The 15,622-nt window shown below is 68.4% G+C and carries 15 protein-coding genes and 1 tRNA gene; 10 read left to right on the top strand and 6 right to left on the bottom strand.

Going from position 1 to position 15,622, the window contains the following annotated elements; translation table 11 throughout:
• Positions 1-9 precede the first annotated feature (9 nt).
• Positions 10-369, bottom strand: coding sequence for a WhiB family transcriptional regulator (locus ABIA65_RS06240; RefSeq protein ID WP_241402745.1), 360 nt, complete (start codon positions 367-369; stop codon positions 10-12).
• A 312-nt stretch (positions 370-681) separates the two neighbouring features.
• Between ABIA65_RS06240 and ponA2 the strand changes: the two genes are divergently transcribed.
• The 4 genes from ponA2 (at position 682) to ABIA65_RS06220 (ending at position 5,653) form a co-directional block, all read left to right on the top strand.
• Positions 682-3,138, top strand: a complete 2,457-nt coding sequence (gene ponA2 / locus ABIA65_RS06235) for a transglycosylase/D,D-transpeptidase PonA2 (RefSeq protein WP_241402744.1) — start codon at positions 682-684, stop codon at positions 3,136-3,138.
• A 98-nt stretch (positions 3,139-3,236) separates the two neighbouring features.
• Positions 3,237-4,196 (top strand): metallophosphoesterase, encoded by a 960-nt coding sequence (locus tag ABIA65_RS06230; protein WP_241402743.1) that lies wholly within the window; start codon positions 3,237-3,239, stop codon positions 4,194-4,196.
• Positions 4,193-5,299 (top strand): L-cysteine desulfhydrase Cds1, encoded by a 1,107-nt coding sequence (gene cds1, locus ABIA65_RS06225; RefSeq protein WP_241402742.1) that lies wholly within the window; start codon positions 4,193-4,195, stop codon positions 5,297-5,299. Before ABIA65_RS06230 ends, cds1 begins: the two co-directional genes overlap by 4 nt.
• 280 nt (positions 5,300-5,579) lie before the next feature.
• Positions 5,580-5,653: transfer RNA gene (locus tag ABIA65_RS06220), tRNA-Pro, on the top strand.
• Positions 5,654-5,766: 113 nt separating this feature from the next.
• Here ABIA65_RS06220 and ABIA65_RS06215 read toward each other — a convergent pair.
• From ABIA65_RS06215 to ABIA65_RS06200, 4 genes are read right to left on the bottom strand one after another with little or no spacing between them, the layout of a single operon-like run.
• A complete protein-coding gene (locus ABIA65_RS06215; protein ID WP_354522966.1) occupies positions 5,767-6,753 on the bottom strand; it encodes an LLM class F420-dependent oxidoreductase in 987 nt (328 codons plus the stop codon).
• A gap of 37 nt (positions 6,754-6,790) precedes the next feature.
• Positions 6,791-7,255, bottom strand: coding sequence for a GatB/YqeY domain-containing protein (locus tag ABIA65_RS06210; protein ID WP_241402740.1), 465 nt, complete (start codon positions 7,253-7,255; stop codon positions 6,791-6,793).
• Between the two features lie 10 nt (positions 7,256-7,265).
• Positions 7,266-8,105 carry an SRPBCC family protein gene (locus tag ABIA65_RS06205; protein ID WP_354522965.1) on the bottom strand — a complete coding sequence of 280 codons (840 nt, stop codon included), beginning with the start codon at positions 8,103-8,105 and terminating at the stop codon, positions 7,266-7,268.
• Positions 8,045-8,212 (bottom strand): hypothetical protein, encoded by a 168-nt coding sequence (locus tag ABIA65_RS06200; protein WP_354523118.1) that lies wholly within the window; start codon positions 8,210-8,212, stop codon positions 8,045-8,047. Before ABIA65_RS06200 ends, ABIA65_RS06205 begins: the two co-directional genes overlap by 61 nt.
• Before the next feature lie 82 nt (positions 8,213-8,294).
• On the opposite strand from ABIA65_RS06200, the gene ABIA65_RS06195 reads away from it, so the two are divergent.
• Genes ABIA65_RS06195 through ABIA65_RS06175 form a run of 5 tightly spaced genes read left to right on the top strand, consistent with a single transcriptional unit; the run spans position 8,295 to position 13,707 of the window.
• A complete protein-coding gene (locus tag ABIA65_RS06195) occupies positions 8,295-9,623 on the top strand; it encodes a hypothetical protein (RefSeq protein WP_502919525.1) in 1,329 nt (442 codons plus the stop codon).
• A gap of 1 nt (position 9,624) precedes the next feature.
• Entirely contained in the window at positions 9,625-10,278 is a 654-nt protein-coding gene (locus ABIA65_RS06190) for a DUF4129 domain-containing protein (protein ID WP_241402738.1), read from the top strand.
• The gene (locus ABIA65_RS06185) at positions 10,260-11,420 is read left to right on the top strand and encodes a DUF4350 domain-containing protein (RefSeq protein WP_502919524.1); all 1,161 of its coding nucleotides are present in this window, start codon (positions 10,260-10,262) and stop codon (positions 11,418-11,420) included. The genes ABIA65_RS06190 and ABIA65_RS06185 overlap by 19 nt, the downstream gene beginning before the upstream one ends.
• Positions 11,417-12,385, top strand: a complete 969-nt coding sequence (locus ABIA65_RS06180; protein WP_241402736.1) for an AAA family ATPase — start codon at positions 11,417-11,419, stop codon at positions 12,383-12,385. The genes ABIA65_RS06185 and ABIA65_RS06180 overlap by 4 nt, the downstream gene beginning before the upstream one ends.
• Complete coding sequence (locus ABIA65_RS06175) at positions 12,385-13,707, top strand: DUF58 domain-containing protein (RefSeq protein WP_354522963.1); 1,323 nt, start codon at positions 12,385-12,387, stop codon at positions 13,705-13,707. Before ABIA65_RS06180 ends, ABIA65_RS06175 begins: the two co-directional genes overlap by 1 nt.
• Before the next feature lies 1 nt (position 13,708).
• Here ABIA65_RS06175 and ABIA65_RS06170 read toward each other — a convergent pair whose 3' ends face one another.
• Positions 13,709-14,701 carry a stage II sporulation protein M gene (locus tag ABIA65_RS06170; protein WP_354522962.1) on the bottom strand — a complete coding sequence of 331 codons (993 nt, stop codon included), beginning with the start codon at positions 14,699-14,701 and terminating at the stop codon, positions 13,709-13,711.
• 29 nt (positions 14,702-14,730) lie between these two features.
• Here ABIA65_RS06170 and ABIA65_RS06165 point away from each other — a divergent pair, with 29 nt between their 5' ends.
• Entirely contained in the window at positions 14,731-15,612 is an 882-nt protein-coding gene (locus tag ABIA65_RS06165) for an RDD family protein (RefSeq protein ID WP_354522961.1), read from the top strand.
• Positions 15,613-15,622: the final 10 nt, after the last annotated feature.

The following is a 15,622-nucleotide window of genomic DNA, read 5'->3' as shown; positions in this document are numbered from 1 at the left end:
GGCTCGGTACTAAACCGCGCTGCGGTGCTTACGCTGAGCGGCAAAGAAGTCCGCCCAGGACACGACCTCGGGATGCTGCTTGAGCAAAGCGCGACGCTGACGCTCGGTCATGCCACCCCACACCCCGAACTCGACGCGGTTGTCGAGTGCATCTGCGCCGCATTCGGTGATGACCGGGCAGTGCCTGCAGATGACTGCGGCCTTCCGCTGTGCGGCCCCCCGCACGAACAATTCATCAGGATCGGCTTGCCGGCATCTGGCCTGCGAAACCCACGCGATGCGGGCCTCGGCCTCGACACTTTGAACAACAACTGCATTTACAGGGGAACTCATGATTGTCCTGCGAGCCGCCGGCCGTGTACCTGACACGTGCGATCCCTCCTCCAGCCGCCATTTCGGCGGTCAACCCCAAGCGATAGCACGCTGTTGCGAGCTGCGCCACATTGCGACCGGTAGTGTTACCTAGATCGCACTGTCTGTCCAAGCTAGGTGGTCAGGGGGGTTTTGCGCAACAGTCAAATCACGAATTTTTGGGACGACCGTGCCGTGACTTGACTTATGCAGGCACCGTCAGCGTCGCATACCGCTCTGGCAGGCCATACAGGACCCCGCCAAGTGTCGAGCAGGGGCGATTCAGCGGCGGAAAAGCTGTCGTTAGCCGACGTCGCTACTCTGTAACCCATGTCTGAGCGCCCGCCGACTCGTCCACCCACTGCGGTGACGGTCATCAAGTTGGCGTGGTGCTGCGTTTTGGCCAGCGTCGTGGCCGCCGCCTTCATGTTTCCGCTCGTCGGCGGCTTCGGCCTGATGTCGAACCGCGCGTCCGACGTCGTGGCCAACGGATCCACTCAACTCGTCGAGGGTGACGTGCCCGCGGTTTCCACGATGGTGGACGCTCGCGGCAACCCCATCGCCTGGTTATACAGCCAACGACGTTTCGAGGTTCCGAGCGAACAGATCGCCAACACGATGAAGTTGGCGATCGTCTCGATCGAGGACAAGAGGTTCGCCGACCACAACGGTGTCGACTGGCAGGGCACGCTGACGGGCCTTTCTGGCTACCTTTCGGGCGCCAGCGACACCCGCGGCGGCTCGACCCTCGAGCAGCAGTACATCAAGAACTACCAACTCCTCGTCGTCGCGCAGACCGAGGCAGAGAAGCGCGCGGCCATCGAGACCACTCCCGCACGCAAGCTGCGAGAGATCCGGATGGCGCTGACACTGGACAAGACGTTCACCAAGCCCGAGATCCTCACCCGATACCTCAACCTGGTGTCCTTCGGTAATAACGCGTTCGGGGTGCAGGACGCGGCCCAGACCTACTTCGGCATCAACGCCTCCGAGTTGAACTGGCAACAGGCCGCACTGCTGGCGGGCATGGTCCAGTCGACCAGCACGCTCAACCCGTACACCAACCCCGACGGTGCGCTGGCACGGCGGAACGTCGTGCTGGACACGATGATCGAGAACCTGCCACACGAGGCGTCGGCGTTGCGGGAGGCCAAGGAGCAACCCCTTGGCGTGCTTCCGGTACCGATGGAGCTGCCGCGAGGCTGTATCGCCGCGGGCGACCGCGCCTTCTTCTGCGACTACGCACTCGAGTACCTGGCACGCGCGGGCATCAGCAAGGAGCAGGTCGCCAAGGGCGGTTACCTCATCAAGACGACGCTCGATCCCGACGTGCAGGCCTCGGTGAAGTCCTCGGTTGACGGGATCGCGCCGCCGGACCTCGACGGTGTCGCCAGCGTGATGAGCGTGATCAGGCCCGGCAAGGAATCGCATCCGGTCGTCGCGATGGCGAGTAACCGCACCTACGGGCTGAACCTGGACGCCGGCGAGACCATGCAGCCCCAACCGTTCTCGTTGGTGGGCAATGGCGCGGGGTCGGTGTTCAAGATCTTCACCACCGCGGCGGCCCTCGACATGGGTATGGGCATCAACGCGCAGCTGGACGCGCCGTCCCGGTTCGAGGCCAAGGGGCTGGGCAGCGGCGGCGCCAAGGGTTGCCCGCCCGCCACCTGGTGCGTGCAGAACGCGGGCAACTACCGCGGCTCGATGACCGTCACAGACGCGCTGGCCACCTCCCCGAACACCGCCTTCGCCAAGCTGATCTCCCAGGTGGGCGTGCAGCGCACCGTCGACATGGCGGTCAAGTTGGGCCTGCGTTCCTACGCCCTGCCCGGCACCGCGCGCGACTACGACCCTGAGAGCAACGAGAGCCTGGCCGACTTCGTCAAGCGCCAGAACCTGGGGTCCTTCACTCTGGGCCCCATCGAGGTCAACGCGCTTGAGCTGTCGAACGTCGCAGCGACGCTGGCCTCGGGCGGCACGTGGTGCCCGCCGAACCCGATCGACAAGGTCTTCGACCGGTCCGGTCAAGAAGTCTCGGTCACGACCGAGACGTGCGAACAGGTAGTGCCCGAGGGCCTGGCCAACACCCTGGCCAACGCGATGAGCAAGGACGACACCGGCTCGGGTACCGCGGCGGGTGCGGCCGGATCGGTCGGCTGGAACCTGCCGATGTCGGGCAAGACCGGCACCACTGAGGCGAACCGGTCGTCCGCGTTCCTGGGCTTCACCAGTGAGTACGCCGCGGCCAACTACATCTACGACGACTCCACCGCCCCAACGGAGTTGTGCTCGTTCCCGTTGCGGCAATGCGGATCGGGCAACCTGTTCGGCGGTAACGAGCCCGCCCGGACGTGGTTCACCGCCATGAAGCAGTTCACGCCGGACACCGTGCAGTTGCCGCCCACTGACCCGCGTTTCGTCGACGGTGCACCGGGTTCGAAGGTGCCCAGCATCGCCGGCATGAGTGAGAGTCTGGCCCGTCAACGTCTGAAGGACGCGGGCTTCCAGGTGGCCGATCAGTCCAACCCGGTCAACAGCGGTTTGCGGCTGGGCACGGTCGTCGGAACCTCGCCAGCCGGCCAGACGGTGCCGGGGTCGATCATCACGATCCAGGTCAGCAATGGCATCGCGCCGCCACCACCGCCACCGCCAATCGGCCTTCCGCCGATCCCGGGCATGGATGGGCCGCCCGCTCCCGTTGGCTCGACGGTCATTCAGATCCCCGGCCTTCCGCCGATCACCGTGCCGGTCCTGGGACCCCCGCCGCCACCGCCGCCGCCACCGTGATCGATACCCCGCCCGACGGGCGGGGTATCGACTGTGGGGTTGATAACGGCTCGCTGTGCTTTGGGCGGCCTGCACCCATCTGGCAGTAGGCTGCGAGCATGCCCGACCCATCGACCATTCTGAAGAACACCGCGGCGGTCGCCGCTGGCTCGCTGGTCGCCGGGATCGCCTACGGTTCGCTCATCGAGCGCAACGCGTTCGTGATTCGCGAAGTGACCATGCCGGTGCTGACGCCCGGTTCGTCGCCGCTGCGCGTGCTGCACCTGTCGGACTTCCACATGCGCCCGGGACAGCAACGCAAGCAGGGTTGGCTGCGCGACCTGGCGCGCTGGAGCCCAGACCTGGTGGTGAACACCGGTGACAATCTCGCGCACCCGAAGGCCGTGCCGTCGGTCGTACAGGCCATGGGGGATCTGCTGTCGGTGCCGGGACTGTTCGTGTTCGGCAGCAACGACTACTTCGGGCCGCGGCCGAAGAACCCCGCCAGCTACATCTTCAACAAGTCCAAGCGCATCACCGGTGTGCCGCTGCCCTGGCAGGACCTGCGGGCGGCGTTCACCGAGCGCGGCTGGCTGGACATGACCCACACCCGGCGCGAGATCGACGTCAACGGTCTGGTGATCGCGGCCGCCGGTGTCGACGACCCGCACCTCAAGCGCGACCGCTACGAGACCGTCGCCGGTCGCCCCAACCCGGCGGCCAACCTGACGCTCGGCATCACCCATGCGCCCTACACGCGGGTGCTGGACCGGTTCGCCGCCGACGGCTACCAGCTGGTCATGGCGGGCCACACCCACGGCGGGCAGCTCTGCCTTCCGTTCAAGGGCGCCCTGGTGACCAACTGCGATCTTGACCCGTCACGGGCCAAGGGACCGTCCCGGTGGGGCACCAACACCCAGCTGCACGTCTCGGCGGGCGTCGGCACCTCGCCGTACGCGCCGCTGCGGTTCTGCTGCCGCCCGGAGGCCACGCTTCTCACACTGGTCGCCGCTCCCACCGGTGGCGGTCACGCCGGAACCAGGGCAGGTGTCTCGCAGTCGACCGTCGCGGCACGGTGAGCGACGGCGCCACGGACGCTGCGCGGACTCAGCCTCGTCAGTGGGTGGATAACGCCGTACGCCTGATCGAGGCCGACGCACGCCGTAGTGCCGACACACATCTGCTGCGGTATCCGCTACCCGCGGCGTGGTGTGACGGTGTCGACGTCGAGCTGTATCTCAAGGACGAGACGACGCACATCACCGGCAGCCTCAAGCATCGGTTGGCGAGATCGCTCTTCCTGTACGGGTTGTGCAACGGATGGATCGGCGAGAACACCACGGTGATCGAGGCGTCGTCGGGCTCGACGGCCGTCTCCGAGGCATATTTCGCCGCGATGCTCGGCTTGCCTTTCATCGCCGTGATGCCGTCGTCGACCAGCACGGCGAAGATCAAGCTGATCGAATCACAGGGTGGCCGTTGCCATTTCGTCGCCGAGTCGTCTCAGGTGTACGCGGAGGCCGAACGTCTCGCCGCCGAGACCGGCGGGCACTATCTCGACCAGTTCACCAACGCCGAGCGCGCGACGGACTGGCGGGGCAACAACAACATCGCCGAGTCGATATTCGATCAGATGCGCGAGGAGCAGCACCCCTGCCCCGAGTGGATCGTGGTGGGAGCGGGGACTGGCGGGACGAGCGCGACCATCGGGCGCTACATCAGGTATCGCCGCTACCCCACCCGGCTGTGCGTCGTGGACCCGGAGAACTCGGCGTTCTTCCCGTCCTATGCCCAGGGCAGGCGTGACATCGTCACGGGCGCGTCGTCGCGCATCGAGGGCATCGGTCGTCCGCGGGTGGAACCGTCGTTTCTGCCCGATGTGGTCGATCGCATGATGGTGGTCCCCGATGCGGCCTCAATCGCCGCCGCACATCACGTCGGCTCGGTCCTGGGACGGCGTGTCGGCCCCTCGACCGGCACCAATGTGTGGGGCGCCTTCGGCCTGCTGGCCGAGATGATCGCGCAGAAGCGCAGCGGGTCGGTCATCACGCTGCTCGCGGACAGCGGCGACCGCTACGCCGACACCTATTTCAGTGACGAATGGCTGACCAGCGCGGGGCTGGACACCTCGGCGTCGAAGGCCGTGCTGGCCGAGTTCGAACGCTCCGGCACCTGGGTCTGACCGCGCCGACTACCGACCGCGTCCGACGTCAGGAAAAGCCACAGCGCAGCGATACCGAAGAACCCGCCGTAGAGAGCTGCTCCCAAGGTGGTCATCGAATCTCTCCTCCCTCGTGTGGTGCGCGTTTCTGATCGTGACAACGCCGGGGTGCGCCGAATTCATCCCACGCCGCGTGTTGATCAAACGGTTACCCCTCGCCCAGGCACCATCCGACACCGCGGCGCAGACCAGGCGTTTGGCGTCCGTCGGGCCCCGTGCGATACGCTGTCGTGGCTTTACTCGGGGTGTGGCGCAGCTTGGTAGCGTGCTTCGTTCGGGACGAAGAGGTCGCAGGTTCAAATCCTGTCACCCCGACTCGTGTAGGCAGATAGAGGCCCTGATTCGGTTTATCCGGTCAGGGCTTCTTGCTGCAATGGCTGCCTACGTCGCCAGCGCCGGCCACGGGCCTGACGGGCGGACGCGGTGGCTCAGCCGACCGCGTCGCGCAGCATCGCCAGTAGCGGCTTGGCAGCTATATCGAGGAAGCGGTCCTGCCCGTCGTCGCCGACCTGAACCAGCGCGATATCGGTGAAGCCGGCCTGCCGGTACTCGTCGACCGCGGTGACGATCGCCTCAAGGTCGGGGCCACATGGGATGTTCGACGCGGTGTCCTCCGGTGTGACGAACTGGGTCGCGCCCGCGAATCCCGCGGTGGTCGGCAGGTCGGCGTTGACTGCCCACCCGCCGGCGAACCACCGGAACTGCTCGTGAGCACGCGCCACAGCGGCATCGCGATCGGGATCCCAGCAGATTGGCAACTGCCCGATGGCGCGGACCTCGCCGGACAGCCCGATCGCCTTGCGCGCACGGCTCCACGCGTCCACCAGGTCCTTGTCGGGCTGCACGGCGATCAGGTGGTCGGCCAGCGGTGCGAACGCCTCCACGGATCGGTCCCCCGACACGGCGGCGGCGATCGCCACTGGAACCTCGGGGAGATCCCACAGCCGGGCCGAGTCCACCTGAAAGTAGTCGCCCTTCCAGTCGACCACCTCGCCGGTGAACAGCTCTCTGATGATCTGGATCGCCTCGCTGAGCATCTCCTGACGCCGCGCGATGGTCGGCCAGCCCTGACCGACCACGTGTTCGTTCAGGTTCTCCCCGCTCCCCAGGCCGAGGGTGAAGCGACCGTCGGCCAGAATCTGCAGCGTCGCCGCCTGCTGGGCCACCACCGCGGGGTGATAGCGCATCGTCGGACACGTCACGTAGGTGAGGAGTTCGACGGTGTCCGTCGCGTGCGCGACCGCCCCGAGCACCGTCCATGCGTTGGGCGCATGCCCCTGCGCGCTCAGCCACGGCGAGAAGTGGTCACTGCAGACCTCGAAGTCGAAACCCGCCCGTTCCGCCGAAACGGCGTACTCGACAAGTTGTTTGGGTCCGCTCTGCTCCGTCATGAGGGTGTATCCGAAACGCGTCATGGGTTTCCGGATACCCGGGCGCGGCCCGGGAAAACGGCTACAACCGGTCCTTCACGGCTGCCGACAGACGCGACCCGTCGACCCTTCCGTCGGCGATGGCCGTCGCGGCCTTCATCACCTGGCCCATCTGCTTCATGCCGGGACCGTGCCCGATCTCCTCGGCCACCTGCGCGATCGCGGTGTTCACCACGTTGGCCACTTCGTCGTCGTTGAGCTGGGTCGGCAGGTACTCGTCGATCACGCTGGCCTCGGCACGCTCGTTGGCCGCCAGTTCGCCGCGACCGTTCGTGATGTAGATCTGCGCGGCCTCGCCACGCTTGCGCGACTCACGGGCGAGCACCTTCAGCACGTCGTCGTCGGACAGTTCGCGTGACGACTTACCCGAGACCTCCTCGGCCTGCACCGCCGCGAGCAGCATCCGCAGCGTCGCGGTGCGCAACTTGTCCCGCGACTTCATCGCCGTCGTCAGGTCTGCCCGCAGCCGTTCCTTGAGTTCCGCCATGGCCGAGAGGCTACGCCGAGGACTGGGTGCGGTGGTAAAGCTCGGCCAATGCGCCGGCACGTCGCATGTCCTCGCGCAGCGCGCCCGTCCGATCGTCGTGCGATGGCATCAGGACACCCACCATGGCCGACATCCACGCCGGCAGCGCGACGGTCTGAAACGCCTGCTCGAGGCGAGCGCCAGTCGGTGTCGGCGAGACCCGGAAGTGCCACGCCGTCGCATCGCCGGTGCCACTGGAGGTGACGTAGCCGAACTCCCGGCCCGGTTCGAACGCGAAGATCGTGCACACCCGCGACCACGTGGTACGCCCCGAGCGGTTGACGCCCTTGAAACGCACGCCGAGCCCGGATTCGGTTGCGCCGTCCAGGAACTGGGCACCGTTGCACTCGTGGCTCCACTCCGCGGTGCGGGTCGGGTCGGAGATCACCCGCCACACGGCGTCCGTGGGCGCATTCACGTCGACGCTCACGTGGGCACTCAGGTTGCGTTTGAGCCCGCAGTGTTCTGGCAGATACCAGCACCGGTAGGTCCGGCGCCGGTAGGCACGCTCGAGGCGCCTCGACACGCCCAGCGCGTGGCGTTCTGCGGTGGGCGCGTCATCGACCAGCCACGGTAGCGCCAGGGTCGACGTCGGCATCCCGACGCGCAACTCGTTCAGCAGCGGGGCCAGCACGCCGAGCGCGTCGGCGACCTCTTCTCGGTGTGCGGCGTCATCGGCGTACCGTCGCGCCGCGCTGATCACCGCGGCTGCGGCAGCTGCGGCCGGAGTTTCCTCGCGGGCAATCGGTTTCAGCATCCACACCAGGTGTTCGGCGATGGCGCGGCGCTGCGCGTCATCGGGATGGGGCACTGCGTCAGCGCGGTCAGCGCCCGCGCGACGTCGCGACGGATCGCCCGGTTGACGAGCGGCGCCGCGTCGGCGGGCCCGGTGTCGGTCATGTGGGTGCGTCCCTTCATCGGCCGCGATCGTGAGGACACGTTATCGGCCCGACGACGGTGCACGTTGTCAATCCGGTCCGCTCTCGACAGGATGGTGGGCATGAGCAACGACGCCGGTGGGTTCGGTCCGGTCGGCCCGCCACCGTCGGGATACCCGCCTCCCGGGTACCCGCCGCCCGGGCAGGACCAGAGCGGGGCCGCGCCGTATCCGCAGAACTACCCCGGGTATCCACCGCCCGACTATCCGCAACAGGGTTATCCGCAGCAGGGTTATCCGGCACCGGGGTATGCGCAGCAGGGCTATCCGCCACCGGGGTACGCCCCTCAGGGCTATCCGCCACCGGGGTACGCCCCGCAGGGCTATCCGCCACCCGGGTACCCGCCACAGGGATACGGCCCGCAGGGTTACGGCCCGCAGGGCTATTCACCGGTGCCGCCCGCGCTGAAGCCGGGTGTCATCCCACTGCGGCCACTGAGCGTCTCGGACATCTTCAACGGTGCCGTCGCCTACATCCGGATGAACCCCAAGGCCACACTCGGTCTGACAGCGGTCGTGGTGATTGTTGCGCAGATCGTCGCGCTGCTGCTTCAGATCGGCCCCCTGGCCGCCATGGGAGAACTGAACAACACGGTCGGCATGAACGGCGGCGAGCCCACCACTGCCGGACTGGTCGGGTCGCTGCTGTCAGGCCTCGCGAGCGCCTTCACCACGTTGGTGTCGTCCATCGTGCTGAGCGGCCTGCTCACCGTTGTGGTGGGCCGCGCGGTCTTCGGCGCGAGGATCACCATCGCGGAGGCCTGGGAGCGGGTCCGCGGACGCCTCCCCGCGCTGTTCGGCATCGTCGCGATCGAGGTCGTCGGCGCCCTGGTCATCATCAGCGTCGCCGCGGGCATCATCGCCATGGTCGCCGTCGTCATCGGCGGTGTGGCTGCCTTCGTCGTCGGTGTGCCGGTGGTTCTGGCCGTGATCGCGGGGCTGATCTACCTGGGCACGATGCTGGTCTTCGCACCCACCCTGGTGGTGCTCGAACGACTCAGCGTTATGCCTGCCATCACGCGCTCGTTCGCGTTGGTCAAGAACGACTTCTGGCGCGTTCTTGGCATCTGGCTGCTCAGTCAGCTGGTGGCGGGGATCATCGCGGCTGCCGTATCAATACCCTTCAGCATCGCTGGCGAGATGCTGATCGTCGGCGCCGCCACGGCGACCGGAGCGGTCATCGCGATGATTCTGATGTCCATCGGATCGGCGATCGGTCAGATCATCACGTCCCCGTTCAACGCGGGTGTGATCGTGCTGCTCTACGCCGATCGTCGCATCCGCGCGGAGGCCTTCGACCTCGTCCTGCAGACCGGGGCGACGGTCCCACCCGGTGCATCGCCGGACTCCACCGACTACCTGTGGCTGACCTCGCAGACCCCGCATCGGTGACGTGCCGACCGTAGACATCGACCGGGACGCCGCGCATGACGCCGCCCTGCGCGAACTCTCGAAACCGATGTACCCCAACGCATCGCTGACCGAACGATTCTTCGACTGGATCGACGAGCTGCTCTACAGGATCATGGTGGAGGGCGCGTCGATCCCCGGCGGCTGGTTCACCATCACCGTGCTGCTGATCATCCTGGTGATCGCCGCCGTGGTGGCCGTGCGGGTGGCGATGCGGACCATGCGCACCAACCGGGGCCGCAGTGCCGCCCTGTTCGACACCCACGAGCTGACCTCGGCCGAGCATCGCGCCACCGCTGAGCAGTACGCGGCGCAGGGCGACTGGGCCGCAGCCATCCGCCACCGCCTGCGCGCCGTCGCCCGCCACCTGGAGGAGACCGCGATACTCGATCCGGTCCCGGGGCGCACCGCCACCGAACTCGCCCGCGACGCCGCGGCGGCCGTGCCGGACCTGGCGGCCGAACTACGCCGTGCCGCAGTCACCTTCAACGACGTCACCTACGGCGAACGCCCCGGCACCGAGACCGCCTACCGCACCATCGCCGACCTCGACGACCACCTGCGCTCCCGCAGGGCCGCAGGCGCAACGGCACCGGCAACGCCCGGTGCGGCCGACGGATGGGCCGAGATCCGATGACGCAGACCCCCACCGCGCCTGCCGGTCTCAAGGCGACCGGGCCCTGGCGCACGACGAAGTGGGTGGTGCTGGCCCTGGTCATCATCGCCGCGGTGTCGACGCTCAGCACGTACCTGACCGCTCCGCGACCCGGCGGCCGCATGGACCCCACGGCCACATCGCCGGACGGTGCACTGGCCCTGGTGTCCCTGCTGCGTGATCGCGGCGTCGATGTCATCGAGGCTCGGTCGCTGGCCGACGTTGAGCGCGACGCACGCCCGGACACCCTGCTCGTCATCGCCGAGACCTTCTTCCTGGTCGACGACGACGGACTGCGTCGTCTCGCCGACCTCCCCGGCGACCGACTCCTCGTCGAACCCGTATCGCGCACCCGTGAGGCCCTGGCCCCCGAGATCGGCGTCGCCGACGAGACCAGCTTCGGCGGCGAGCCCGACTGCGATCTGCGCGCGGCCACCCGCGCCGGGGAGACCCAACTCGGGACCGCCACCACCTACGAGGCGACCGGCGACGTCGACGTCACGAGCTGCTATGGCGGCGCGGTGGTCCGCTACGCCGAGGACGGGCGCACCGTCACCGTGGTCGGGACCGCCGACTTCATGACCAACTCCGGCCTGACGAAACAGGGCAACGCCGCGCTGGCGATGAATCTGGCGGGCAGCCGCGAGCGGGTCATCTGGTACACCCCGACACTGATCGAGGGCGAGTCCGACGCCACGGCCTCGATCATGGATCTCATCCCCGACCGGGTGAACTGGATTGCGCTGCAGCTGTGTCTGGTCGTGCTGCTCGTCGCGCTGTGGCGCGGCCGGCGGGTGGGCCCACTGGTCGCCGAGGACCTGCCGGTGGTGGTGCGTGCCTCCGAGACCGTCGAGGGCCGTGGCCGACTGTATCGCTCACGGCGCTCACGGGATCGCGCCGCCGATGCCCTGCGCACGGGCGCGCTGCACCGCATGCTGCCGCGCCTTGGCCTCGCGGCCACCGCGGCGCCCCCTGCCGTCGCCGCCGCCGTCGCCGCGCGCATCGGCGGCGATCCGAATACCCACGGGCACATGCTGTTCGGTCCACCTCCGGCCACCGATGCCGAATTGGTCACCCTCGCCCGCCAACTGGACGACATCGAAAGACAGGTATCTCAGTCGTGACACAGCCAACCACCGTGAGCGCCGACGCTGCCCGAAATGCACTGCTGGCCTTGCGGACGGAGATCGCCAAGGCCGTCGTCGGCCAGGACGCAGTGGTCAGCGGACTGGTGATCGCCCTGTTGTGCCGCGGCCACGTCCTGCTCGAGGGGGTGCCCGGCGTCGCCAAGACGCTGCTGGTGCGCACCCTGTCGGCGGCGTTGCAGCTGGACTTCAAGCGGGTCCAGTTCACGCCCGACCTGATGCCGGGAGACATCACCGGGTCCCTGATCTACGACGCGCGCACCGCGGAGTTCGAGTTCCGCTCCGGCCCGGTGTTCACCAACCTGCTGCTCGCCGACGAGATCAACCGGACGCCGCCGAAGACCCAGGCCGCCCTGCTGGAGGCCATGGAGGAACGGCAGGTCAGCGTCGACGGCGAGGCCCGGCCGCTGCCCGACCCCTTCATCGTCGCCGCCACCCAGAACCCCATCGAGTACGAGGGCACCTACCAGTTGCCCGAGGCCCAGCTCGACCGCTTCCTGCTCAAGCTCAATGTGCCGCTGCCGCCGCGCGATCAGGAGGTGGCAATCCTGTCGAGGCACGCCCAGGGTTTCGACCCGCGCGACCTGTCGGCGATTCGCCCCGTCGCGGGACCCGACGAACTGGCCGCCGGGCGCGAGGCCGTGCGCCAGGTGCTGGTCGGCGATGAGGTGCTCGGCTACATCGTCGACATCGTCGGGGCGACAAGGCATTCGCCATCGCTGCAGCTCGGGGTGTCCCCGCGCGGTGCGACCGCGCTGTTGTCGACATCGCGGTCCTGGGCCTGGCTGTCGGGACGCAACTACGTCACCCCGGACGACGTCAAGGCCATGGCCCGTCCGACCCTTCGGCACCGCGTGGCCCTTCGGCCCGAGGCCGAGCTCGAGGGCGCAACACCCGACGGTGTGCTGGACGGGATCCTGGCCGCGGTCCCGGTACCGCGCTAGTGATCCTCACCGGCCGCACCGGCCTGGTCGCCCTGATCTGCGTCCTGCCGATCGGGTTCGCACCATGGCCTGCAGCGGCTTTCGCCGCGCTGTTCGCCCTGCTGGTGCTGGCGGTGCTGGCCGATGTCGCGTTGGCCGCGAACACCCGCAAGCTGAGCCTGCGCCGGAGCGGCGACACCTCGGCCCGGCTCGGCGAGACCATCGACGCGGTACTGGTGATCGAGAACGACGGCGGCCGCCGGTTCCGCGGTGTGGTCCGCGACGCGTGGCCGCCGTCGGCACGTGCCGAACCCCGCACACACCCCGTCGATATCGCTGCGGGGCAAAGCCTTCGGGTCGTCACGACATTGCGGCCCAACCGCCGCGGAGATCAGGTGTCCGCAGCGGTCACCGCACGCTCGATCGGCCCTCTTGGGCTGGCGGGCAGACAGAGATCGCAACCCGTGCCGTGGCGGATCCGGATCCTTCCCCCGTTCCTGTCGCGCAAGCATCTGCCGTCGAGGCTGGCCCGCCTGCGTGAACTCGACGGCATGGTGCCGGTGTTGATCCGCGGGCAGGGCACCGAATTCGACTCGCTGCGCGAATACGTGGTGGGTGACGACGTGCGCTCGATCGACTGGCGGGCAACGGCACGACGATCCGATGTCGTGGTGCGGACCTGGCGGCCCGAACGCGACCGTCGCATTGTCATCGTGCTCGACACCGGGCGCACGTCGGCTGGCCGGGTCGGCGTCGATCCCACGGCGGGTGACCCCAGCGGATGGCCGCGTCTGGACTGGTCGATGGACGCCGCACTCCTGTTGGCGGCACTGGCCTCCCGGGCCGGAGACCACGTCGACTTCATCGCGCACGACCGCGTGCCCCGGGCAGGCGTCTACAACGCGTCGCGCACCGAGGTGCTGGCCCATCTCGTCGATGCGATGGCACCGCTGCAGCCCGCACTCGTCGAATCCGATGCGGCCGCAACGGTGGCCACCGTCCTGCGGCGCTTCCGGCGGCGCGCACTCGTCGTGCTGCTCACCGACCTCAACGCGTCGGCACTCGACGAGGGGCTGCTGGCGGTGCTACCGCAGTTGGCCGCCAAGCATCAGGTGATGCTCGCCGCGGTGGCCGACCCCCGGGTGGACACGCTGGCCGCGGGCCGCGCCGATGCCGCGCAGGTGTACGACGCGGCGTCCGCCGAGCGTGCCCGCAATGACCGCATGTCCATCGCGACCAGGCTGCGCCGCCACGGCGTCGACGTCGTCGATGCCCAACCCGAGGATCTGGCGCCTGCACTCGCGGACCGCTATCTGTCGCTGAAGGCCACCGGCAGGCTGTGACTCATCCCGTCGGGACGACGTCGGGTGCGTCCTCGATGTCACCGGTCTCCCCCGCCCGGGCGGCCTTGCGCCCGAAGTGCACCACGTAGCCGAGAAACGCGACCTCGGCGGCCACACCGATGGCGATCCGGGCGAACGTCGGCAGCGATGACGGTGTCACGAGTGCCTCGATCAGGCCGGCGATCAGCAGCACCGCGACCAGACCCACGGCGACCGACACGACGGCACGCCCCTGTTCGGCGAGGACCTGGCTGCGTGGCCGGTCACCGGGCGAGATCACCGACCACCCGAGGCGCATCCCCGCGGCGGCGGCCAGGAACACCGCGGTGAGTTCGATCAGACCGTGCGGCACGAGCAGGCCGAGGAAGACGTCACCCTTGCCCGCGTTGAACATCAGGCCACCGGAGACGGCGACGTTCGCGGCGTTCTGGAAAAGGATGTAGGGGATCGGGATTCCGAGCAGAATCGCGAAGCCGATGCACTGGGCCGCCACCCACGCGTTGTTCACCCACACCCGCAGCGCGAACGACCCGGCCGGGTTCTCGCTGTAGTACGAGGCGAAGTCGTGGTTGACCAGTTGCTCGATGTCGGCGGGTGTTCCGATCATCGACTGCACCTCGGGGTTGCCCGCCACCCAGGCCCCCATCACGATGGCGACCACGAAGAAGGCCACCGCCGATCCGAGCCACCACCGCCACGACCGGTAGGCGACCACCGGGAAGGACACCAGCCAGAAGCGAACGAACTCGCTCCACAGCGGCGCATGCGCGCCGGTCACCGCGGCACGGGCGCGCGCGACTAGGCCTGACAGGCGACCGACGATGACCGAGTCCGCCGACGCCGACCGCACCATCGACAGATGGGTGGACACCCGCTGGTACAGGTCGACCAGTTCGTCCACCTCGGCACCGGTCAGCTTGCGGCGCCGCTTCACCAGCTCTTCGAGGCGGTCCCACGACGCGCGGTGTGCCAGCACGAACGCGTCGACATCCACGCTTGGGAATCCTAGTAGCGTTGGGTTTCATGGTGGCCCAACCCGAGCCGATGGTGACCGGCGACGCCGTGGTGTTGGACGTGCAGATCGCCCAGTTGCCGGTGCGCGCCCTCTCGGCGTTCATCGACCTGACCGTCATCTTCGTCGGCTACGTGATCGGGGTGGCGCTGTGGGCGGCCACGCTGCGTGACCTCGACTCGGCGTTCTCCGCGGCGGTGCTGATCATCTTCACGGTGCTCGCCGTCGTCGGCTACCCGATCATCTTCGAGACCGCCACGCGCGGACGGTCGCTCGGCAAGATGGCGATGGGCCTGCGCGTCGTCTCCGACGACGGTGGACCGGAACGGTTCCGGCAGGCATTGTTTCGCGCCCTCGCCGGCTTCATCGAACTCTGGATGTTCACCGGTGGTCCGGCGGTGATCTGCAGCCTGTTGTCGGCCAGGGGCAAGCGCATCGGCGACATCTTCGCGGGCACCATGGTCATCAGCGAGCGCGCGCCCAAGCTCAGCCCGCCGCCGACCATGCCGCCGCAGCTGGCGTGGTGGGCGGCCTCGCTGCAGCTCTCCGGGCTCGGTGCGGCGCAGGCCGAGCGCGCGCGTCAGTTCCTCTCCCGGGCCACCCAATTGCAGCCCGAGTTCCGCGACCAGATGGCGTACCGGATCACCGCCGAGGTCGTCGCGCAGATCTCGCCGCCACCGCCGCCCGGCACGCCGCCGCAGTTAGTGCTCGCCGCGGTGCTGGCCGAGCGCCACCGCCGCGAGCTCATCAGGTTGCGTCCGGCCGCGCCGCCGCCCCAGTTCCCACCCGGCTACGCACCGGCTCCACCACCGGCGTACGCGCCTGCGCAGGCGGCCTACGCACCCGTTCCCGTCGCTCCACCACAGACCCCGGGTTTCGCGCCACCCGAATAATGGGACACCA

It is taken from the genome of Mycolicibacterium sp. 624, assembly GCF_040548615.1.
Classification (GTDB): domain Bacteria; phylum Actinomycetota; class Actinomycetes; order Mycobacteriales; family Mycobacteriaceae; genus Mycobacterium.
This window is presented reverse-complemented; position numbering and strand designations above follow the sequence as displayed.

Coding starts and splice junctions, on each gene's coding strand:
- ABIA65_RS06230 (WP_241402743.1), top strand. CDS start 3,237: ATGCCCGACCCATCGACCATTCTGAAGAACACCGCGGCGGTCGCCGCT.
- ponA2 (WP_241402744.1), top strand. CDS start 682: ATGTCTGAGCGCCCGCCGACTCGTCCACCCACTGCGGTGACGGTCATC.
- ABIA65_RS06210 (WP_241402740.1), bottom strand. CDS start 7,255: ATGGCGGAACTCAAGGAACGGCTGCGGGCAGACCTGACGACGGCGATG.
- ABIA65_RS06165 (WP_354522961.1), top strand. CDS start 14,731: ATGGTGGCCCAACCCGAGCCGATGGTGACCGGCGACGCCGTGGTGTTG.
- ABIA65_RS06195 (WP_502919525.1), top strand. CDS start 8,295: ATGAGCAACGACGCCGGTGGGTTCGGTCCGGTCGGCCCGCCACCGTCG.
- ABIA65_RS06215 (WP_354522966.1), bottom strand. CDS start 6,753: ATGACGCGTTTCGGATACACCCTCATGACGGAGCAGAGCGGACCCAAA.
- ABIA65_RS06200 (WP_354523118.1), bottom strand. CDS start 8,212: ATGAAGGGACGCACCCACATGACCGACACCGGGCCCGCCGACGCGGCG.
- ABIA65_RS06185 (WP_502919524.1), top strand. CDS start 10,260: ATGGGCCGAGATCCGATGACGCAGACCCCCACCGCGCCTGCCGGTCTC.